The following is a 19,169-nucleotide window of genomic DNA, read 5'->3' on the forward strand; positions in this document are numbered from 1 at the left end:
TCACATCCTCTCCCTAATCTCTCTCTCAATTTCCTCCTTGCTCTTTCTATCTCTCTCAATAAGCGGGAAGACGATTCGAATCTTGGTACCTTTGCGCGACGACTTAAGCTTAAACTTGGTTTTGTATGACTTGGCTACATCGCTCATTTTGTATAGGCCTTCGCCAAAGTGGAGGCGAGAACGTAGCGGTATGCCAATGCCGTCGTCTTCTATGTTTACGTGAATTTTACCTCTAAGCTTGTGCACGAATACGTTAACCTCAGAGCCTTCTGAGTGATGCACAGCGTTATGAAGGCCGTGATAAACAACGGCGTAAATGTCGCGTTCTAGCTGCGGGTCTAGCTTTACGTTGCCAATCACAGTTTCAAAGTTAACTTTAATTTTAGCCTGTAAGCTAGACTGCATTTGAAGTAAGTCTAAGCCAGCAAGTAACCTTTGCTCACCAAGGTAAGGGCCATTATTAACTATGGGCGCTACCAGCTCAGATATTTTATCTAGCTTAACTAAGCCCTCAGTAAACATAGTGTCGTCGCTGGAGCTAATGAGTACTTTAGCTTGCTCATTTAACATGGCTATTCGGCCAACGTTACTGCTTTGGCGTTTGTATTCATTTTGGCGGTAAACTCGTCTGAATGATTGAATCCAAAAGTAGGTATAAAACGCTATCGCTGCCACCACAAACACCGCAATTGCAAAGTAAACACTGATTGCCTTTGGCGAGTTATACCATTCAGAGCGCACTTTAAATTCATATGATGTAGGTTCGCTTACTGTGTTACCCAGTACTTGGCGGAATTGAATTTTATAGCTATTTGGCCTTAAGCCGTTTAAGTGCAGCTCGGCGCTATTAATAGGACGCCATTCACTGCCATTAAATTGATATTCAAACTGTACACCTTCATTATTTGCGTACTGAAGGTTTGAAACCGACACAACCATCCATTCGCTGTTTTCAATTTCGAGCGCATCATCTTTGAAATGAATACCGCTCGGAGTTTGTATAAAGCTCACTACGGGCGGCGCTAATTCGTGAAACTGTGTTTCGGTCAATTCTATAAATGCTTTGTCGCTAATCGCGATAAACTGGTCATCTACAATTCGTAAGCTGCCAACAATAAAGGAGTGGTTTTGCGTTTCTCTAATAAGCCTTGTAGCGTTGTATTCGCTACTAAACACATGTATTCCGTTATTGGTTAATAAGTACAGTTTGTCTCTCGCTTCTACTATTTCTCGAATATGCGAAGGCGAGGGGATCTTTGTCCATTCGTTGTTGTTTCTAACTAACAGCCCATCACCATATGTAGACATATACAATTGGCCGTTTAACTCTGCCGCGTCGGTGACTTTATGGTTGCCCTGGTACATCTGTGACACCGCGTTATTGCCTACGACTTTATCCAGGCCTGCTGCAGTACTTATGTATATATCGCTATCAATCTGTGTAACGTTGAGGATCTCTTTACTGATCAAAACAGAATTTATCGCATTAAAATCTTCATACTCAAGCTTCGCGTTGAGGCCAACAATCGCGTCATCATTAGTCGCCAAATAGAGCTTTTCATCAATCACGGATGAATTTAAAACGTAGCCTGCATATATCTTGTCTACCGTTTTAAGCTCTGGAGATACCGCAAACGAGCCAATACTAGTAGATACAATCAACTTTCCTGCAAAGTAAGAAAACGCAGTAACTTCAAACTCTTTTCCTTGGCCAATCGCATCATTTACCCAAATTACAGGTTCTTCATCTACGTAGATGCCTTTTGTACTGCCAATCCACCAGCTTTTACCCACGCGCTCAATTAGGTTGTAAGCAGAGCCAAGCCTTAATGGAGTGGTACGGCTGCTGCCTTCAACAACCCCAAATTCGTTGATGTTTAAACCCCAAAGTTGCTGGCTCTTATCAGCAAAAAGTGAAAGGTAAGATTTACTCGTTGAGCTAATGTCTGATCTGGTTTTTTCTAACGTAGAAAGCGCTACTTCGTTTACTGTGTCACGGTCTGTGTAGTAAACAAAATAAGGGGGAACGTAAGTTAAATTACTCGCGTTAGAAATATTATCGTTTACTAGGGTAGTGTCTTGAAGGTGTGAATAATACCCTAGGTGATCATTGGCAAAGTAAACAGCACCGTGTGGGGTGGCTTCTAAGTTACCTTTATTTACTTGCTTTGGTACTACGTTTTCAGCGTCTACTCGTTTTATGTGGTACAAGCCATCATTGGCTAATGCATATACACTTTCGTATCCAGTATCAATATCAAGGATATGCTCCTTGCCAGATAACCTAACTGAAAACGTGCCTGTCACTAGGTCGTACTCAGTGATTCGGTTACGTTCTTGCGCAAATAATGAATCTTTGGTGATCTCGATGTTAGTCGCAGTCGTTTCTGCAAACTTTTCAGAGTTAAGCGTTTTAAGATCAATCGACCAAACCTGCCCAGATGTATATAAAACATAGGCTACGTCGGTTTTGCTGATCTCAATGTCATTAGCCAGCCCTTTAGGTAAATCTGAAAATTCACTTAAGTTTAAAATATGCTGACCATCGTATCTCAACAACCCTTTATGAGATGGAAAGTAAATAAAGTTATTGCTGTCTTGAGCTACGCTGCTTAAATGCTCTAAATCCAACGCGCAGGCTAAGCCACTTTGCATTGCTAGCGCTGCAATTATTGTCCTTGCTGGTAACATCGCTAAGAATTCCTTCCTGCTAAGGGGTGAACCTTCACCCCATAAATGCGTTATTGAACCTGTTGAGAATTATGGTTTCTTACACCACAACCAGCCAATACTACAGGTATTTGCGGTTTAGTTTCTGATGCTTGGTCCAAACTATTTGTTTCACTTATACTAACACGTGATAACAAATTGTTAAGTTTATTCGCTTTATTTGGTTTCCAATTGATGTCTTGCTCTCGTGGAGCGAGGATAAATAGGTAAGTTGGTTTGCGTGGGTCCGAGGCATTTTGCTTGGTTTGCCAGGTATCCATAACCGCTTGGCCAGCGGCTTCGCCGTAAAGGTGGGTGTATGCAGCGGCAATTAACTTAGCGCCAGAGTCGCTCATTACCATAACAGCGGTGTTTTGATAGTCGCTACCACAATCAAACGACACATCAACATTGAGTGTGCTGCCATCGGGTAGTAACAAATCGGTATTCATGTGCTGTACACGCGCTCTGTCTGGTAATGGTTCTAGTGCGAGAGAGGGGGCAGACAGCAATCCAAACGCGAGCATTGCTGTGGCAAGTTTTGTTTTAATCATAATCTATCCTTTAAAAGGCCATATAGAGCGCTCCTTCCGCAATGGTTTTAACCATGACTTCGTTAAAGTTATGCTCAAATGTTTTTTCGATTAACATTGGCCTTAACTTTTTACGGATCAGAAGTTCACGCTCTGCATCCAAGTTTTTAGGGTAAAGTAAATCATCTATTATCTGTTCAACAAGCGCGATTGCAGCTAGTGCATCTTCAGCACTATTTCTGCTTACTTCTTCACTCTTTGTTGGTTCTTTTTCTTCCGTAGAGCTACTGCCAGATGCTTGGTCTACTTCAATGCCAAACACCTCATCCAAGGAAATCTTATAGTGAATACAGCCGTTTACTATTGGTCCATAAGGCAAAGTACCTTTCTTTCTGGCCATAGCAACACCACTATGCGACAAACCTAACTTTTCAGAAAGTGCTCGATTACTCTTAACGCCAAGCTCTTTTCTCAAGCGTTCGATCACAAGATCAATCTCTGACTCTGAGATACTATCGATAACCATAGTTTACAGTCAATACCTTTCAATAATAAAAAACAAAATAACTTTCCAGTTGACAGTAAGCATATTTGCCACTAGCTTAATATACGAACACTGACAAACATAGTTACCAACATTAATTTACAACACAGGTAAATCTAACATGACTTACACAACAATGTCATATGAAGACATAAAGAAAGAACTATCAAACAAAGACATACAGATTGAAGATATCGCAAAGGCAAAACAAGTCACCAATTCACACGTTGCTAATGTTGCAAAAGGTGCTGTTCAATCTTTCGTTATCGCTGAAGCTATCTGCTTAGCATTAAACAAGAAACGAACAGAAGTCTTTGGCAACAAATACCTCACCAAGCCAAAACGAGGCCCAAAAGATCGGTCACATAGGCGCTCGCAAATTATAAAAGCTATTCAGGCTGGAAAGCCTGTGCCTGACCCAAGCATGAACCTCTAGAACTACCAAGTCTAGGTTAATTTAAGGAGATTTTTACCATGTCTGAGAACCAACATTCCATGAACATTTTAGAGAGTGAGATCCCACCCGATTGCGAAATACTCCATCACTTTAGTCAATGCGTTAATGCATGTATGCGCAGGTGTGGTTTTACTCGTCAAGGTTTAGCGCGGCGTATGAATGAGGCTTTAAAGGTAGAAGTTGTGGAAATAGACGAAGGCAAGCTTAATAAATGGTTTGCACCAAGCCAACCTACATCAATGCCAATTCAGTACCTACCAGCTTTATGTTGGGCTATTAAAAGTGTTGAACCCGCCAATATTTTACTTATGCCATTAATGTATAGCGCTTCGGACGAACGCGCCAAAAAACTGCAAGAAGCCTCAGAATGTGAGATGCAAATGCGCGAACTGCAAGACAAGCGCGAATCCATTCTCGAATCAGTCAAAATCAAAACCTAATTTCGGAGCTTAAAACCATGCCTATCAAAGACCAAGATCTGCCTGAAATCCGGAGTTTGTTATGAGTTCTGACTTAGTTTGCCCTGAATCAGCAGAAGAGATCGAGTACCAAATAGGTAAGCTTGAATCTGTTTTGTATGTCGAACTACCAGCGACAATTGATGAGTGCATGGACCAAGTCGCGTTTTTAGCGAACAGGCAGTTCACAGATGCCGCAAAAATGGGCGTACTGTTGCTTTGGCTAAAGTCACAAACAGAACATGGGCGTTTTAACTCTTTATTGCACGAAAAAAGCATCCATAGGCGAACTGCTAGCAGGGCTATGGCGATAGCGAAAATGCTAAAAGCTTTGCCCAAAAGCAAAGTGGACAAATTGTCCATTTTGAATTTGAACACACACCAACTTAACGAACTTACTAAAGTGCCAATCGAAACGCTCAAAGAGCTCGACGATGAAGACTATGAAGTACTGGCCGAGACGTCGGGTAACGCCATTAAGCAGCAAGTTGCTGATTTGATGAAAGAGCGAGACGACCTACAAATAGCAGCGGCTCAAGCCATTAATGACTTACAGCACGAAAAGCTACGTAAGGTCCCACAAGTACGTTTTGACATGCATGTTTTTATTAGTGAGATACGTAAAGACGCCATTTGTAATACCGAGCTATTAAATGAAGCGCTCGTAAACACCATTACACAGATCACGCAATTGTGTGACAACCGCCAATTGGACTTAGATTCGCGCGTAAGTGCTGCACAAGTACTGCATCACACGTGGGCTGCAATCTACACCCAAATAGGCACCGCGCTTGAACGTTTAAGTGGCGAGTTTGCTGGGCACATTGAAGGCATAGAGCACCTACCGAAATTTACCAAAGCTGAGTGGCAATACGTGGAAACAGAGCGTAACCGGCTGCTCGAACAGTTTTTACTCAACAAGCAAAGCAAGGAGATTAAGTAATGCATCCTGCTGTGATTAGATTTAACAACTTACCAGCGATTGTGAGCCAAAGTGCATGGTCAGAGGCCAGCGACAAAGCACGCAAAACAGCGCAAAACCGCACTGCACTGGTAAAACATTGGCTCTCTAGTGGCTTAAGTGTTGATAAGGCAAGAACAGCACTTATTGAGTCATTAAATAGTGGGCTGGTAACACCTGCCATACACCAAGCTGTGACCGACCTTGGCAAAGTGCCAACACGTGCAACAGCCTTTAATTGGGTTAATGCCTATAAACTTGAAGGCGTTGAAGGGTTACTACCTAAACACAAAGGCCGCATGCCCGCGCAGCCTAAATGGGCAGCAAAAGCGTTAGAACTTTACCACTGTATAAACTCGCCCAGTTTTGCATTGGTTGCCGAAGATTTAAAAAAGCTCGGTTTTGATGCTACGGCAAGCCAAGTCAGGCGTTTTATTAATAGTATGCCGCACGAACTTGGCCCGCAAAGCCCTTACCGTATGGGCGCAAAGCTTTACCGCGAAAAGCACAAAGACTTTATTATTCGCTCGACTGAGCATATTGCTCCTGGCTTTATTTATAACGGCGACGGCCACCAAGTTGATGTGTATGTGGCACACCCAAAAACAGGCAAGGCATGGCGCTTTGAGTTAACCGCGTTTCAAGATGTTGCGAGCCGCTGCATTGTGGGGTGGGAGATTAGCGAGTCTGAAAATGCCATTGCCACCATGACGGCGTTAACGCGTGCGATTCAAACTCATCAGCACATTCCTAGCATGTTGTATGTCGATAACGGCAGTGGTTATAGGTCAAAAATGATGTCTGATGACTGCTGTGGTGTTTATGCCCAGTTTGATATTGAAGTCATTTTTGCCATACCAGGTAATGCCCGCGCAAAGTGGATAGAACGCTTTTTTAAACATATGGAAGAGCACGTGGGTAAACGCTTTGAAAGTTACTGTGGCCCAGACCACAACGAGCGCGAAAAGCTAAAACTGCTTAACGATGTTAAAAAAGGCAAGCGCGAGCTGCCATCTTTAGACCAATGGATAGCCGAGTTTAAAGCGTTTTTAGACCATTACCACAACAGCCCACACCCTGAAATAAAGGGCAAAACCCGCTTGCAAGTATGGGAAGAAGGGCTTATTCAAGAGCAGCCCGCCATAGCCGACTTTGTGGTCCTGCCAAGAACCAAAGTTAAAGTGGCCCGTGGCCAAATCAAACTACACAAACGCGTTTATACCGCTGACTACTTATTTCAATTTAATGGCAAAGAGCTGGTTGCAGGTTATGACTTGCACGACGACACCTACCTTGTGCTGTATGAGCAAACTGGCGAGTTCATTATGAATTGCCGCATTAAAAATAAGGTCGAGGCATTGCCAACAAGCCGAATTGAAGAAGCCGACCTTAAACGATTGCAAGGCCAAGAAAAGAGAATTCAAAACCAGCTTTCTGAAAAGCGTGCAAGAGCCGATCAAAAACGTGTGATTGACGTAGCCGCCGTTGAAGAACTGGCCGCAGACGTTGACGCCATTCCTGACATTGAACCTGAAGTATTAAACATGGACCTCTCTGACTTTGAGGTTGAACACTTTGAAGCCGCCCAGGCCAATTATCAAATAGATTTAGGAGACCTTCATGAGTAAATTCACGAGCCATTACAGCGACGAGCAACAAATTCAAGTAAAGCTAATAAACCAAGAAATTGAATTTTACGCCCTTGGCCCAGAAGACTATTGCTTGGGCTATGACTTGAACCAAGTCAACGCGGTACTGACTGGCAAATCGCCAATTAATCCTAAAAAGCTATTGGGAGTTTTGTGGGCGCACTTTTTTGGCGACTTTGACCCCAAAGAATTTAGCACTGAGAGCGGCTTTTCGGATTGCTACAACGCCAATGACAAGTTACTTGTCGCGCGTATTAAAAAGCGCATGACCGATGAAGACATCGTAAACCAAGGGGTTAACAGCACTTATATTGCTAAAAAGATTAATAAGTCGGCCTCGACCATTAGCCAGTTGCTCTCTGGTAAGTATGCGGCAAGCCCAACTAAATACTTACATGACATATATGCCATAGTCGCACCTGCTGGCACCGATGCTGCTGACGACCATGATACAGACGAAAGGCAGGTTATCACCATTCGATACGGTGAAGTACCGTTTGTGCCAACAAGCGTTGCTAAGGTGATTGCACTCGCGTGTGAGCATGCCAGAGCTAGAAGGCGCTTTTCTGTGGTCGCAGGCCAAGCTGGTATTGGAAAAAGCAAAGGTTTGGAGCGCTACTGTGAAGAAAACCCGCTGGCAATACTGATTGTTGGCAGTGAACAAACAACCAGTAAACAAGTGATTGAGTCACTGTGTATCTCTTTAGGTTTGCCCAGAAAGCCAAGTGTCGCTAAAAACATCGAGAACATTGTTAGAACTATCGAGAACACAGAGCGCATCATCCTGTTAGACGAGGCCGACAAGTGTAAGCCAAGTGCGTTAGACCCGCTTAGGACCATTTCGGATGCTGCAAAGGTGGGGGTGTGTTTGATTGGAAACATCCAGTTAGTCGATAAGTTACAAACCAATGAGCGTTACGAGTTAATTTCGTCTCGTGTGTGCTTTTGGCCAAAACCCATTGGTGAAGTGCCAATTGAAGATATCAAAAACCTATTTAACGAGTTAACCCAAGGCACAGTGCCGCTTGAGTCTGATGATGAACAATGGTGGCAGTGGTTGCATAAAAGGGTAGAGGGAAACTCAAGGCTCCTAGTCGAAAACCTGCTCCCTCACATCCTGAGTCACAGCCGGAAAAACCCAAACAAAAAGTTAGACAAGCTCTTGGTGAACTCAATCTTCGCCAATGTACTGAATCAACAAGCTGTATAAAACAACGAGCCTAGCTGCAACTGGGCTCATTAATTAAGGAAAACACCATGTTAAGAGTAAAGATATATCACCATACCTTTGGCGGTCATTTTGTATTAAACGACACGCTAACCGACCAACACATGCTAAGTGTTTTAGCCACAGAGGACCCAAGCGGGACCATTTTAGATGGCGTAAACGGCAATGTGCCTGCGGCGTTTTGTATTTTCCTAGGGCAAAGGTTATATCAGTGTAAGCAGATAGCCAAGGTTAATTTAACGGTAAGTTTTACCAAAGAATTTACCAACCGTTTTGGGCACATAGCGACTTTATGCATTGATGACACTAAACCTTGGGACTTTGATATTGAGGAATTTGCGGTATTTCCAGAGCACCATGTAGAGCGCGTGGAGAAAGCAGCATGAACCCGATGATTAAAGCAATAAAAACTGCGCAACGGGCGGCAGGCATTGACCAGGTATGCCATGTAAAAAACGTGAAGCAAATTAGTGGCGGGCTGACCAATAGCTGTACGGGGCTGACTCAAAACCAGCAACGAGCACTACTCAAGCGTTATCAGCAAATGGTCCCTAAGCAAGAAATGCCAAAGCAGCTCAAACTGATTTATAGCCTTTGGGGCCAGTTGGCCCGTGCAGGAAAAGTGAAACAAGACTCAAAACAAGCATGTGATGCCTTTTGTGAGAAGTTTTGTGACGGTAAGCGCCTATATAATGCCGAAGGTCACTGGCAAGCAGTGACTGAGATTTTAAAACAGTGGTTAAATCGTAAGGAGACGAATCATGCCTAAAGGCGAATCAATTGTTATCAACCCAGACAGGCCGCTTTTTGAAGAAGCGCAATACGACAACTTACCGCCGAGTATTCAGCGTATTGATAAGCTTAGGACCAAATGGGATGAAACAAGAGAAATGCAAGCTGCATCAAATGAGTTCAGCATTGAGTGGCTCCTAGAGGAATTAGACGATGGCTGAGCCTGAACTAGATGTGTCTTTGCTACCACATGGGCTTAGATTATTTGTCGTAACTATGGGGCTGGATGATGCAGTAAAAGCCTTAAGTGAAGAGCAGGGCAACTTGTTTTTTATTCCCGATAAGCCAACGCCTAATCACGAATTTTGTAAGCGGTTTAGCGTTGATATGGCAAGGGCGTTATCTAACCATGCAGGTAGTACTTACCAAATACCAAAGTTGGACAAGATTTTAATCCAGCTAAGAAACATCAAGATAAGACAGGAGTTTAAAAAGGGCGTTTCAGTCCAAAATTTAGTAAGACGCTATAAGTTGACCAGACAAATGATCAACTTAATAGTGACCTCCGAAGCCGATGGCGCACCGATTTTAGTTGGCGATGCGCATAAGCAGATGGAGTTGAAGTTGTAGGTGTGTGATCAGCCTTCGTTGTTAGGTGTGGGGGCTGGTTTCTTTGATTCTTGAATATGGCGTATCAGATTTTATTTTCGCTAAGGAAAAAATGTTCCAAAGCAAACTCCCCCTAACTCATTTTTGGACATAAACGCGTTAGAGGTGAAGGGCAGCTGTGTGCCAGAAGCGGTAGTTCTTAACGCCACAAACACTAAAACCAACGCATGGTAAAAATGCCACGTGTTGCGAGTAACTCTTCAACAGTTTGTTATGTAATTCTTTCTAGCGCATTTACGTAATAAAAATATTTAAAGCCTTTGCTAATGTACGTCTTATTACTTAAGTCCTTAACACCAGCGACTATATCGACATTTGTTTTCATTGCATCAGATGTATTACAGTATTTATCGAGTTTACTGAAACTTAATATCTCTAGCAAAGAATCTGTAAAAACAGCTACTTCACATGATTCACCAGGGTTAAGAGGAGACGGTAAACTATCTAACCCTAGCCAATCTATTTTTCCTTGATAAGAAACTGTCTTATTATCCAATGCGGCGAAAAAGAACGATTCCGCTTTAAGAATTACAGAAGAGCCACCAATATTTGTAACCCTAATTTTAATGAGCTCATCATAATCTTCTGAGCATAATTCGTCACGAAATTGACTGGTATCACCGATACAAATTTCAACAACACACTTAGCCCTTCTTTCATATCGAGTTAGAGCAAAAGTCATTACACTTATGATAAAGCCTAAGACACCAGCAATTTTTGCTATCGAATCTAAATCCATAGAAAATCTCTATACTAATGAATTACATAACGCTTGCCTAACCGGCGTGAAATAGCAGGCTGAAATTAGCGACGAAGGAGCGCAAGCCTGCTTTTTTTCGTCCTTTGTGGCCAAAGCGTTTGTTATGTTTCATTTTATTGCGCGGGCTAGATTTCCAATAGCTAAGCCTAACTCTCGTGCTGTAATGAATAACATTTTTGTAAAGGGCGGCATCTCTTCAATAGCATCATCTAAAGTTGGCTCTCTACGACTAGCAGTACTTAATATTTCTTTAAGCTGATTTACGTTAGGGTCGGCATCTATTTCTTCGTTAAGTGCACCTAACTTCTGAGATACTTCTTTCAATTTCTCAATATTTTCGTTTAAGTGAGTGTTCGTGGAGATTTCTTCAATTATTTTCTTTTCATGATGAGAGTACTGCTCTTTCAAGAACAAAGCTAAGCTAGCTTTTTTAACTAGCAATTCCATTTCTTTCTTTTGTACCGCTAAGTCATCAAGCTCTTCTTTTGTTTTTTCTCTGGTTTTTTCTAAATTACTCAGCTCTTCTGTGGTTTTTGCTATAGATCTGAGTGAATCCATCTCAATTTCTTGAAGATCAGTTTTGGTTAAAGCTGGCTTTGTAAATGCAAACAGGCCGACAACAGACGCCAAACCACCAACAATACCTGCATACGAAAAGTAAACCTCTTTATCAAAGACATCAAAATGTACGGCAATCCAGCCGCCCACAAAATATACGATACATAATAGAATTAAAATTGCAGATAATCGTCTCACTCTGGCTCCTTATGAAACATAACAATTTAATATCGACCCAATGGGTTGTTTTTCTGACACTAGTTGGATCATTTAACTGACTGGTCCAGTTTTAACATAAATAATAACATGTTGCTATATATCACCATTTTATGGTCATAGTGATTTCCCAAATATATAAACACGAACCATTTGGTCGTCTCCATAACTGCAGGGCAAGTTGCTAGTTAGGGAGCTGAAAAGCAACGCTCTCAAATAACGAGGGTTGCGGCAGCCAAATTTTTGCTTTAGCCTAATATATCGGCTTTACTTCAAAGCGCCGTAAAACATTTTACACCTAATTTCTCACCTCTAATTTGCCAAACTAGCCATGTGATCAACCACATGTGGAAATGGCATGGAAAAACTAAAACAACAACTCATTGGCCATGAAGGATACGAGCATACTGTTTATGTTTGCCCTGGTGGCTACCAATCGATAGGCGTTGGCAGAAACCTTGAACATAGAGGGCTGACTGACGACGAAATCAACTACCTACTTAACAACGATATTGCCGATTTTACTGCCCAAGTAGAAAAGCACATCGATACCTCAAAATGTAACCCCGCCCGCAAAGCGGTTCTGATAAACATGGCCTTTAATCTTGGCATTCATGGCTTGCTGGCTTTTAAAAAAACCATCGCCGCCGTAGAACACGGTGATTGGGATAAAGCTGCAATTGAAATGTTCGATAGCCGCTGGGCTGTGCAAGTAGGCGAACGCGCTGAACAGTTAACTGAGCAGATGAAGACTGGGGAATGGTATGACGCCTGAACAAGAGAATCAGCTGTTCCAGTCTATCGGCCAGATACAAGCTACTCAAACCTCTATATTGAACGAAGTTAGACAGATTAAAACAGACCTCAATGCCCGCGTAGATAAACTTGAAACACGTGTTGAGAAAATCGAAGACAAGGTAACGCACAACCGAATTAAAATTGCATCGATGGGTGGTGGCGCTGGGTTAGTCGTAGCCATAGCGGCTGAAGCGTTAAAACTCGGTGGGGGCTCTTGATGGCGCACCCAGAAGATAAAAAGAATGCGGTGCGGCACAGCTATGTGAGTGAACTTTTAGCCTTATCGGTTGCTGCGATTAAACACACCGTTGCAGACAGCACAGCGAGGCGCTGGAAAAGTGAGGCCAAAGCAGCGGGTGATGACTGGGACTTAGCCCGTGCAGCTGCACGCAAAGCAACAGGCCCTGCGGGTGAATTTACCCAAGACTTTATTGAAGAGTTTACCATTCAAACTAACGCGACCTTTGAGCTAATCAAACAAGACGAAGGGCTATCTATTGATGGCCGTATTAAAGCCCTTAATCAACTCAGTGATACATACACAAAAATCATGAAGCTCAGCGGCGGTAATAAGTCTATTGAAAAGCGTGCAGTTGCTGCCGATGTACTTAAAAAGCTAGCAAGCTTTGTATCTAAATATCACCCTGATTATGCGCAGCAATTGGTAGAGATTTTGACCGCGTTTGGTCCTCAACTTAGTAGCATGTTGGACGACTAATGGCTGATATTAGCAACAAAGAGTTTTTAGAAGAACTAGAGCAAATTACAGCTGCGCTACGAATTGATATTGAAGCTAAGCAGCGCGATATTGACCCAAGCCCCGAAGCCATTTTAGAGCGAAGACAGCGCGTATTAGGCGGCGATTTTGAGTTCTTCGTTTATACGTATTTTCCCCACCATATGTGGTTGGATGAAGGCCAAACGCCCAGTGAATTCCAACAGTATTTTATGGACTGGTTTCCTGAAGCCATTGCGTTAGAAAACGGTTGGAAAAACTGGTTTGTAGCGCCCAGAGGCGAAGGGAAATCAACACTTGGCGTTAAACTCGCACCTGTTTATGTAGCCGTATTGGCGTTACTTCAAGACGAAACAGTATGCAACGAACTAGGTCTTATAAAGCCTGAGCTCTTTATAGATTACGCCATTTTGTTTGGCGCTGAAGCCAAAATGCCCGCTAAAACACTAGAGGTGGTTAAAACCGAACTGCTAAACAATGGTAACTTAATGCTCGACTTTCCCGAGGTTTGCCAAACATCTCCGGTTTGGAAAATTGGTGAGTTTGTTACTGCACAAGGCGTTCGCTTTGAGAGCCGTGGTGCTGATCAGTCTGTTAGGGGGGCATTCCATGGCGCAAGCCGCCCTAAGTTATTGCTGGCCGATGATATCATCACCGATAAAGAAGCACGCTCAGCAACAGAAAGGGATAGCCGTTGGGCATTTCTTGAAGCCGCTGTACAGTACTTAGGCCCACCAGATGGCTCGGTTAAATTCTTAGGCGTTAACACCGTACTCAATAGCGACGACCCCATCTCTCGTGCTGAGCATGCACCTGGCCATTTAGTTCATAGATTTAAGGCCATTTCACAGTTTCCAGAAAGAATGGATTTATGGGAGCAATGCCGTGAGCTCATGCTTTACAAAGACAAAGAGTTTGAGAAAAAAACAGCAGCCAAAGGTCGAGCTGTTTCTAAGGAAGAAAAGCCCAGCTTTAAGTTTTGGATTAAGAACAAAAGGCAAATGTCTAAAGCCGCAAAAACCAGCTGGCCAAGCGTTCGGTCTTTGTATGACCTTATGGTGATGTGGGCATCCAATAAACGTGAATTTAATCGAGAGATGCAAGGCATTGCCAAGTCGGACGAAGAACAGATCTTTTATCGGTTTGATACTTGGGTAAACCGCTTAAACCTATGGACACCCTATGGTGCATGTGACCCAAGCATGGGCAAAACGGCCAGCGCCGATCCAAGCGCTTTGCTTGTAGGTTTTTGGGCCAAAGGTTTAGGTCAATTACACCTAGAATATGAAAGCCGAAAAGTACGCGGCCCCAGTCGGCTTTTAAAAGATTTGATTAAACTACAAGTTGAATACAACTGTTTAGTATGGGGCTTTGAAAACAATAACGCCTTTGATTTTATGCGCCAAACCTACATCAAAGATGCATTGGACCAAGGCGTTGCACTGCCGCTTAGAGGTATTACGGCCACCGTACCACAAGAAGAACGCATCGAGGGGTTAGAGCCCTTTGTGATCAACGAACCTGCACAGATTCTTTTTCATACTCGGCGCACGCGATTACTTATGGATGAATTAGAAAGCTGGCCCGAGAAACAGAGCAACCACCATTACGATTTAAGCTGTGCACTCACGCTGTTGTGGATGGTAGCCAGTACCGGTGCGGGCGGTATTCCCAAGGTAAGAAGCAAAAAAGTAACCAAATCAATAGGGGGCTATCATGTCTAAACCCCACCTTTCATACAAAGGATATCGCGCACTACAAAAAGCCTTCAGCATGAGCAAAACAGACCCAGCTTTATGGGCCATGATGCGTGAACTACCTAATCCAGATCCTATACTGCGCAAGGCTGGTAAAAGCTCGCTAATATATGACGAGATTGCTCGTGATGCTCATGTAATTGGCGAACTGCGCAGTTTGCGCTCTGGTATGTTCGCATTTAATGCGGAACTTGTGCCAGGCGGTGATGATAGCGCTAGCATGAAAAGCTTTGAGAATGCAAAAAATTTGATGGCCGCAAACCCTGCTAAAAATACACAGTGGATGGACATCGATTGGCACAACTACAGCGCGATTTTACATGGCTTTGCGGTCACGCATTTAGGCAAGTTTGAGAAAAGCGACAATGCCTGGGTACCTAGTACGATTGAGCAATGGCCAACGGGGCGCTTTGCTTTTAATTCAGATCACGAGCTCCTAGTTAAAACCCGCGAAAACCCCGAAGGCGAACCCATAAATGAAGACCGCTGGACATGTGTTAGGCATATGCCAGAGGCCAAAAACCCATATGGTATTGCGCTTTTAAGTAGCTGCTTTTGGCCTTGGATGTTTAAGCACGGTGGCTTTAAGTTTTTTGTACAGTTGTGTGAGCGCTTTGGTGTGCCTTTTCCCGTTGGGAAATATCCCATAGGCACACAAGACGATAAAATTGGTGAGCTGCTGGAAGGCTTAGCGAAGTTAATAACTGAAGGTATTGCCGTCATACCAGATGACGCGAGTTTAGACATTATCGAAAGCAAAATGTCAGGTGAGCCAGTCCAGTTGCAGCTTATCAACCTATGTAACTCGGAAATGAGTAAAGCCCTCACATCACAAACGCTTGCCACAGAGCAAAAAGCCGGTGCGCGCGCAGCCAGTGAGACACACGCTAAACGCGCAGGTGAAAACCAACGCGCTGATAGGGCGCTTGTGTCTGGCTATCGAAATCAACTACTCGAAACCATCCATAAAGTGAATTTTGATGGGGGTGAACCACCTAAATATGTCTGGCGAGACAAGAAAGAGATCAACCTAGAAACGGTTAACGTCATTCGTGAATCAGCCAAAATGGTGCCTGTTTCGGAAGACTACGTTTACAAGACATTGGGCATTCCAAAGCCTCAAAAAGGCGAAGAACTGTTAGAAATAAAAGACGACGGCCAAGGCATTGCTAGCGCACCAAAGCAAGACTTTTCGAGTGACAAACAGGGCGCTGACATCCCTAATTTTGATGAGTTTGACCAGGCAACTGACGCCGAAATAAAGAAGATTTTTGAGTTTGCTAAACAAGCAAACAACCTCGACGAACTAAAACAAAACATCCTCAATGAGTTCCCAAATATATCTAACTCAGCCTTAGCAGAAGTTGCCACAAAGGCCCTTGAATTAGAGGTTTTACAAGGAATGAATGAGGCGAATCAACAGGAGATTTAACCGTATGAATGCAATACCCGAAGGCTTTTTAAAAGATGGTAAAGGCAACTTAGTTGCACTCGTGAACGTGAAGCAAACTGACCTAATAAAGGACGAATTTGTAAAAAAAGCCATAACTCTTGCAGAGAAACAGCAACAAGAGCTCGCCGATTTTAAGCACCAACAAATGGAAGAAGCAGACGATTTTTTAGAGCTGCTAGCACAGGAACATGGCGTGAATTTAGGTGGCAAAAAAGGCAATTTAACACTGCGTTCTTTTGACCATTCGTTGTCGGTGAAAATACAAATTCAGGAGCGAATTGAACTGGGTCCTGAGCTACAAATCGCCAAAGAAATGATAGATAAATGCATCAGTGATTGGACCGAAGGCGGCAATCAAAATATCAAAGCTATCGTCAACAAAGTGTTCTCTACTGACAAGCAAGGCACCATCAATCCGCAGCGTATTTTGGGTTTACGTAAGTTAGAAATTCAAGACGAATCGGGGAAATGGCAAAAAGCGATGGACATCATTGCTGAGTCTGTAACCACCATAGATAGCAGTCGATTTATCCGGTTTTATAAGCGGGATGAGCAGGGCGCTGATCAAGCAATTTCTTTGGATATCGCTAAGTTGTGAGATAAAAATGACTGTAGAATTTATTCCTAAAAATAATGATTGCTTTAACTTTGGAGCGCCTAATCAAACTGTTTTCGCGCTATTTAAAATAAAAGAAATAGCAGAGATACTTAATTACCCCCCTCCAACGAACGACCCCATTTTTGCAACTGCTAAACAAGCTAGAGCTATTGCGGCTTTTATGGAAACTTGCGAGCTTGATTGGAGACCAGAGATCAAGAAAATGTATATCAATTTCATTCTAAAGTGCGAAGGGTTTGAGACGTATTAAAAGCAAGGAAATGTAAATGCCAATTTCAAAAGATTTATGGGAAACCATTAGAAACCATCTGGCCGGGACATATCCGAGCGTGGAGTTTAGATTGGGTGAAGATAAGATAAGCATCACTAGGGAGCCTAAAAGCGAATCCCAGACAATTTTATGTGTCTACATTAATGGGTTAATTAAAGCTAGCTGGATGCAGTTGGAAAGTGACAAGCCAGCGTGTGTCGAGAAAGTTTGGAAAACACGACAGTTCGCTATCTTTAAAGCGAAAGACATTAGGAGAATAGAAAAAACATTTGGCAAAAGAGAAGCTAAAAAGATATACCCAAATCTACATGGGCGAGGGACATATTTTAGCCCTTATTTTACTAAGTCAAGTGTCCTTGTAAGGCAGTTCCAAAAAATAAAAGAACTTGAGTTAGTGTCAATCAATCATGACTCATACGAAGACTTCATGAAATATGCCTAGTCTAGATCCCCAATATGGCCAACTCGTAAAGTTCGACGAGGCCATTTCACATCTTCAATCAAAAGTTCAAATACCCACTGAGTCGTATAAAGATTTACTTGGCCACATACACGCCCGCGGATTTACCGTTGCTGGAGCAACCAAAACAGAATTGTTAAACGACTTATATAGAGCTGTACTTGCTGCGAATGACAATGGCGAGACAATCACTGAGTTTAGAGCGCGCTTTGATAAAGCGGTTTCAAAACATGGTTGGTCTTACAATGGAAAACGCGGTTGGCGTACGCAGGTTATTTATCAAAACAATAAAAACACCGCGCGGGCAGCTGGCCGATGGCAACAGCAGGAACGTGTAAAACATCGTAGACCGTATCTTTTATATTTAACAGCAGGTGACTCGCGAGTAAGACCGCAACATAACGCGTGGAATTACATACTTTTACCAATTGAACATAATTTCTGGCACACGCATTATCCGCCTAACGGTTGGAACTGCAGGTGTAAAGTAGTGAGCTTGAGTGATGCCGACATCAAACGCATGGGGTTAACTGCTACACCAGATTCAGCGCTTAAGAATTATCAAAAACCATTTACTGAAGTTGACCCAGCAACAGGTGAAGAACTGGAGCGCTTGCCAGGTATTGATCTCGGTTGGGATTACAATCCAGGTCTTGCATGGTTAGGCGCAGACAAAGCTACAGGCCAGATGTTAGCTAAACTCGATCACCAAATTAGAGAAGTTGCCACACCGAGTTTTAATAACGCTATTAATGAAGGCCAAAGTTATTTTAAATCTCAAGTCGCGACGATTGCGGCTAAGCAGTCACTTGGCAAACCTGAGTCTGGAACAAAATTGACGCTAGGGCACTTGCATCCAAATTTATTTAAAACCGTTTTGGATATCGCGCCCGAAACTAAAAGCACTTTGGTTGTCATTGATGAAGCCATGATAAAAACGGCAATTCAATTAATTGGCTTTGAACAAACCACACAGTTAATGAAGCTAATCCAAACACACGCCGAATCCACTTTTAACCAAAGTGTTTTGCAGTATGTGGTAAACGGAATTTTGCTCACCATTGAGATAGGCCCAGACATGAATCGAGTTGTTGCGCTTAAACAAGTTGATGTTTAAAGCGTATTTAAAGTCTATTTAAAGGGCGTTTAAACGTTTTTAAAAATGGCGATTATTAGTCTAATTCTAAACGTATTGTGAGCAGGAATGAGCGCAGAATGATATGGAATGAGCGGGTTTTGTCTAAAAACAAATGTATTTTTGGTTTTTGGGATTTTGGCTCGAAAATTTATTAGGTCCAGTACTTATGGGGCTTTCAGAGGAATCGAAAGTTGAATTTCAAAGTTTGGTTAATTCTAGAAATGAACGACCCCTTACAACTGGTAATCACTAAGTCGATTTGATAATAAATGTGAGAACAATAATAAAGAGATAACTACCTATGGATAGGCATCCCAATGACTCACAGTTAAATGGGTGGTAGTGAATACTTAGATGATCGCAACGTGTGTGGCACCACGACGGCAATAATAGGGACTTAAATCTAAGTATAAAACATGCCTTTTTTGATCTTCTTAATAAATAGAGCTCCGAGGTTGCTTAA

23 protein-coding genes are annotated in these 19,169 nt (G+C 42.8%); 18 read left to right on the forward strand and 5 right to left on the reverse strand.

The window, feature by feature from the left end:
* From L1286_RS00470 to L1286_RS00480, 3 genes are read right to left on the reverse strand one after another with little or no spacing between them, the layout of a single operon-like run.
* Nucleotides 1-2,691: a sensor histidine kinase gene (locus L1286_RS00470; RefSeq protein ID WP_235404927.1), complete on the reverse strand. Its 2,691-nt coding sequence runs from the start codon at nucleotides 2,689-2,691 to the stop codon at nucleotides 1-3.
* A gap of 50 nt (nucleotides 2,692-2,741) precedes the next feature.
* Entirely contained in the window at nucleotides 2,742-3,263 is a 522-nt protein-coding gene (locus tag L1286_RS00475) for a hypothetical protein (RefSeq protein WP_235404928.1), read from the reverse strand.
* Nucleotides 3,264-3,273: 10 nt separating this feature from the next.
* Complete coding sequence (locus L1286_RS00480) at nucleotides 3,274-3,768, reverse strand: hypothetical protein (RefSeq protein WP_063380128.1); 495 nt, start codon at nucleotides 3,766-3,768, stop codon at nucleotides 3,274-3,276.
* Nucleotides 3,769-3,907: 139 nt separating this feature from the next.
* On the opposite strand from L1286_RS00480, the gene L1286_RS00485 reads away from it, so the two are divergent.
* The 9 genes from L1286_RS00485 to L1286_RS00525 all read left to right on the forward strand — a co-directional run bounded on the left by L1286_RS00485 (nucleotide 3,908) and on the right by L1286_RS00525 (nucleotide 9,901).
* A complete protein-coding gene (locus L1286_RS00485) occupies nucleotides 3,908-4,222 on the forward strand; it encodes a hypothetical protein (protein WP_235404929.1) in 315 nt (104 codons plus the stop codon).
* A 38-nt stretch (nucleotides 4,223-4,260) separates the two neighbouring features.
* The gene (locus tag L1286_RS00490) at nucleotides 4,261-4,683 is read left to right on the forward strand and encodes a hypothetical protein (RefSeq protein WP_235404930.1); all 423 of its coding nucleotides are present in this window, start codon (nucleotides 4,261-4,263) and stop codon (nucleotides 4,681-4,683) included.
* A 61-nt stretch (nucleotides 4,684-4,744) separates the two neighbouring features.
* Nucleotides 4,745-5,644: a hypothetical protein gene (locus tag L1286_RS00495; protein WP_235404931.1), complete on the forward strand. Its 900-nt coding sequence runs from the start codon at nucleotides 4,745-4,747 to the stop codon at nucleotides 5,642-5,644.
* Entirely contained in the window at nucleotides 5,644-7,290 is a 1,647-nt protein-coding gene (locus L1286_RS00500) for a Mu transposase C-terminal domain-containing protein (RefSeq protein ID WP_235404932.1), read from the forward strand. Before L1286_RS00495 ends, L1286_RS00500 begins: the two co-directional genes overlap by 1 nt.
* Complete coding sequence (locus L1286_RS00505) at nucleotides 7,283-8,521, forward strand: AAA family ATPase (RefSeq protein WP_235404933.1); 1,239 nt, start codon at nucleotides 7,283-7,285, stop codon at nucleotides 8,519-8,521. The genes L1286_RS00500 and L1286_RS00505 overlap by 8 nt, the downstream gene beginning before the upstream one ends.
* Nucleotides 8,522-8,568: 47 nt before the next feature.
* Nucleotides 8,569-8,925: a hypothetical protein gene (locus tag L1286_RS00510; RefSeq protein WP_235404934.1), complete on the forward strand. Its 357-nt coding sequence runs from the start codon at nucleotides 8,569-8,571 to the stop codon at nucleotides 8,923-8,925.
* Nucleotides 8,922-9,308 (forward strand): phage protein GemA/Gp16 family protein, encoded by a 387-nt coding sequence (locus L1286_RS00515; protein ID WP_235404935.1) that lies wholly within the window; start codon nucleotides 8,922-8,924, stop codon nucleotides 9,306-9,308. Before L1286_RS00510 ends, L1286_RS00515 begins: the two co-directional genes overlap by 4 nt.
* The gene (locus L1286_RS00520) at nucleotides 9,301-9,492 is read left to right on the forward strand and encodes a hypothetical protein (protein WP_235404936.1); all 192 of its coding nucleotides are present in this window, start codon (nucleotides 9,301-9,303) and stop codon (nucleotides 9,490-9,492) included. Before L1286_RS00515 ends, L1286_RS00520 begins: the two co-directional genes overlap by 8 nt.
* Nucleotides 9,485-9,901, forward strand: a complete 417-nt coding sequence (locus L1286_RS00525) for a Mor transcription activator family protein (RefSeq protein WP_235404937.1) — start codon at nucleotides 9,485-9,487, stop codon at nucleotides 9,899-9,901. Before L1286_RS00520 ends, L1286_RS00525 begins: the two co-directional genes overlap by 8 nt.
* A 250-nt stretch (nucleotides 9,902-10,151) precedes the next feature.
* Here L1286_RS00525 and L1286_RS00530 read toward each other — a convergent pair whose 3' ends face one another.
* Together L1286_RS00530 and L1286_RS00535 are read right to left on the reverse strand one after the other, a co-directional pair.
* Nucleotides 10,152-10,679: a hypothetical protein gene (locus L1286_RS00530; protein ID WP_235404938.1), complete on the reverse strand. Its 528-nt coding sequence runs from the start codon at nucleotides 10,677-10,679 to the stop codon at nucleotides 10,152-10,154.
* A 129-nt stretch (nucleotides 10,680-10,808) separates the two neighbouring features.
* Nucleotides 10,809-11,456: a hypothetical protein gene (locus tag L1286_RS00535; RefSeq protein WP_235404939.1), complete on the reverse strand. Its 648-nt coding sequence runs from the start codon at nucleotides 11,454-11,456 to the stop codon at nucleotides 10,809-10,811.
* A 376-nt stretch (nucleotides 11,457-11,832) separates the two neighbouring features.
* Between L1286_RS00535 and L1286_RS00540 the strand changes: the two genes are divergently transcribed.
* From L1286_RS00540 to L1286_RS00580, 9 genes are read left to right on the forward strand one after another with little or no spacing between them, the layout of a single operon-like run.
* Nucleotides 11,833-12,249: a glycoside hydrolase family protein gene (locus L1286_RS00540; protein WP_235404940.1), complete on the forward strand. Its 417-nt coding sequence runs from the start codon at nucleotides 11,833-11,835 to the stop codon at nucleotides 12,247-12,249.
* Nucleotides 12,239-12,490, forward strand: coding sequence for a hypothetical protein (locus L1286_RS00545; RefSeq protein ID WP_063365117.1), 252 nt, complete (start codon nucleotides 12,239-12,241; stop codon nucleotides 12,488-12,490). Before L1286_RS00540 ends, L1286_RS00545 begins: the two co-directional genes overlap by 11 nt.
* Nucleotides 12,490-12,990, forward strand: coding sequence for a DUF1804 family protein (locus L1286_RS00550; protein WP_063373737.1), 501 nt, complete (start codon nucleotides 12,490-12,492; stop codon nucleotides 12,988-12,990). The genes L1286_RS00545 and L1286_RS00550 overlap by 1 nt, the downstream gene beginning before the upstream one ends.
* Nucleotides 12,990-14,732, forward strand: coding sequence for a hypothetical protein (locus tag L1286_RS00555; protein ID WP_235404941.1), 1,743 nt, complete (start codon nucleotides 12,990-12,992; stop codon nucleotides 14,730-14,732). Before L1286_RS00550 ends, L1286_RS00555 begins: the two co-directional genes overlap by 1 nt.
* A complete protein-coding gene (locus L1286_RS00560; protein WP_235404942.1) occupies nucleotides 14,725-16,197 on the forward strand; it encodes a phage portal protein family protein in 1,473 nt (490 codons plus the stop codon). Before L1286_RS00555 ends, L1286_RS00560 begins: the two co-directional genes overlap by 8 nt.
* A 4-nt stretch (nucleotides 16,198-16,201) precedes the next feature.
* Nucleotides 16,202-16,816 carry a DUF3164 family protein gene (locus tag L1286_RS00565; RefSeq protein ID WP_235404943.1) on the forward strand — a complete coding sequence of 205 codons (615 nt, stop codon included), beginning with the start codon at nucleotides 16,202-16,204 and terminating at the stop codon, nucleotides 16,814-16,816.
* A 7-nt stretch (nucleotides 16,817-16,823) separates the two neighbouring features.
* Entirely contained in the window at nucleotides 16,824-17,087 is a 264-nt protein-coding gene (locus L1286_RS00570) for a hypothetical protein (protein WP_235404944.1), read from the forward strand.
* A 16-nt stretch (nucleotides 17,088-17,103) separates the two neighbouring features.
* On the forward strand, nucleotides 17,104-17,550 hold the full coding sequence (locus L1286_RS00575; RefSeq protein ID WP_235404945.1) for a hypothetical protein: 447 nt from the start codon (nucleotides 17,104-17,106) through the stop codon (nucleotides 17,548-17,550).
* Nucleotides 17,543-18,685, forward strand: a complete 1,143-nt coding sequence (locus L1286_RS00580; protein WP_235404946.1) for a phage head morphogenesis protein — start codon at nucleotides 17,543-17,545, stop codon at nucleotides 18,683-18,685. The genes L1286_RS00575 and L1286_RS00580 overlap by 8 nt, the downstream gene beginning before the upstream one ends.
* Nucleotides 18,686-19,169: the final 484 nt, after the last annotated feature.

It is taken from the genome of Pseudoalteromonas sp. SMS1 (assembly GCF_021530565.1).
Classification (GTDB): Bacteria; Pseudomonadota; Gammaproteobacteria; order Enterobacterales; family Alteromonadaceae; genus Pseudoalteromonas.

Coding starts and splice junctions, on each gene's coding strand:
- L1286_RS00470 (WP_235404927.1), bottom strand. CDS start 2,691: ATGTTACCAGCAAGGACAATAATTGCAGCGCTAGCAATGCAAAGTGGC.
- L1286_RS00475 (WP_235404928.1), bottom strand. CDS start 3,263: ATGATTAAAACAAAACTTGCCACAGCAATGCTCGCGTTTGGATTGCTG.
- L1286_RS00480 (WP_063380128.1), bottom strand. CDS start 3,768: ATGGTTATCGATAGTATCTCAGAGTCAGAGATTGATCTTGTGATCGAA.
- L1286_RS00485 (WP_235404929.1), top strand. CDS start 3,908: ATGACTTACACAACAATGTCATATGAAGACATAAAGAAAGAACTATCA.
- L1286_RS00490 (WP_235404930.1), top strand. CDS start 4,261: ATGTCTGAGAACCAACATTCCATGAACATTTTAGAGAGTGAGATCCCA.
- L1286_RS00495 (WP_235404931.1), top strand. CDS start 4,745: ATGAGTTCTGACTTAGTTTGCCCTGAATCAGCAGAAGAGATCGAGTAC.
- L1286_RS00500 (WP_235404932.1), top strand. CDS start 5,644: ATGCATCCTGCTGTGATTAGATTTAACAACTTACCAGCGATTGTGAGC.
- L1286_RS00505 (WP_235404933.1), top strand. CDS start 7,283: ATGAGTAAATTCACGAGCCATTACAGCGACGAGCAACAAATTCAAGTA.
- L1286_RS00510 (WP_235404934.1), top strand. CDS start 8,569: ATGTTAAGAGTAAAGATATATCACCATACCTTTGGCGGTCATTTTGTA.
- L1286_RS00515 (WP_235404935.1), top strand. CDS start 8,922: ATGAACCCGATGATTAAAGCAATAAAAACTGCGCAACGGGCGGCAGGC.
- L1286_RS00520 (WP_235404936.1), top strand. CDS start 9,301: ATGCCTAAAGGCGAATCAATTGTTATCAACCCAGACAGGCCGCTTTTT.
- L1286_RS00525 (WP_235404937.1), top strand. CDS start 9,485: ATGGCTGAGCCTGAACTAGATGTGTCTTTGCTACCACATGGGCTTAGA.
- L1286_RS00530 (WP_235404938.1), bottom strand. CDS start 10,679: ATGGATTTAGATTCGATAGCAAAAATTGCTGGTGTCTTAGGCTTTATC.
- L1286_RS00540 (WP_235404940.1), top strand. CDS start 11,833: ATGGAAAAACTAAAACAACAACTCATTGGCCATGAAGGATACGAGCAT.
- L1286_RS00545 (WP_063365117.1), top strand. CDS start 12,239: ATGACGCCTGAACAAGAGAATCAGCTGTTCCAGTCTATCGGCCAGATA.
- L1286_RS00550 (WP_063373737.1), top strand. CDS start 12,490: ATGGCGCACCCAGAAGATAAAAAGAATGCGGTGCGGCACAGCTATGTG.
- L1286_RS00555 (WP_235404941.1), top strand. CDS start 12,990: ATGGCTGATATTAGCAACAAAGAGTTTTTAGAAGAACTAGAGCAAATT.
- L1286_RS00560 (WP_235404942.1), top strand. CDS start 14,725: ATGTCTAAACCCCACCTTTCATACAAAGGATATCGCGCACTACAAAAA.
- L1286_RS00565 (WP_235404943.1), top strand. CDS start 16,202: ATGAATGCAATACCCGAAGGCTTTTTAAAAGATGGTAAAGGCAACTTA.
- L1286_RS00570 (WP_235404944.1), top strand. CDS start 16,824: ATGACTGTAGAATTTATTCCTAAAAATAATGATTGCTTTAACTTTGGA.
- L1286_RS00575 (WP_235404945.1), top strand. CDS start 17,104: ATGCCAATTTCAAAAGATTTATGGGAAACCATTAGAAACCATCTGGCC.
- L1286_RS00580 (WP_235404946.1), top strand. CDS start 17,543: ATGCCTAGTCTAGATCCCCAATATGGCCAACTCGTAAAGTTCGACGAG.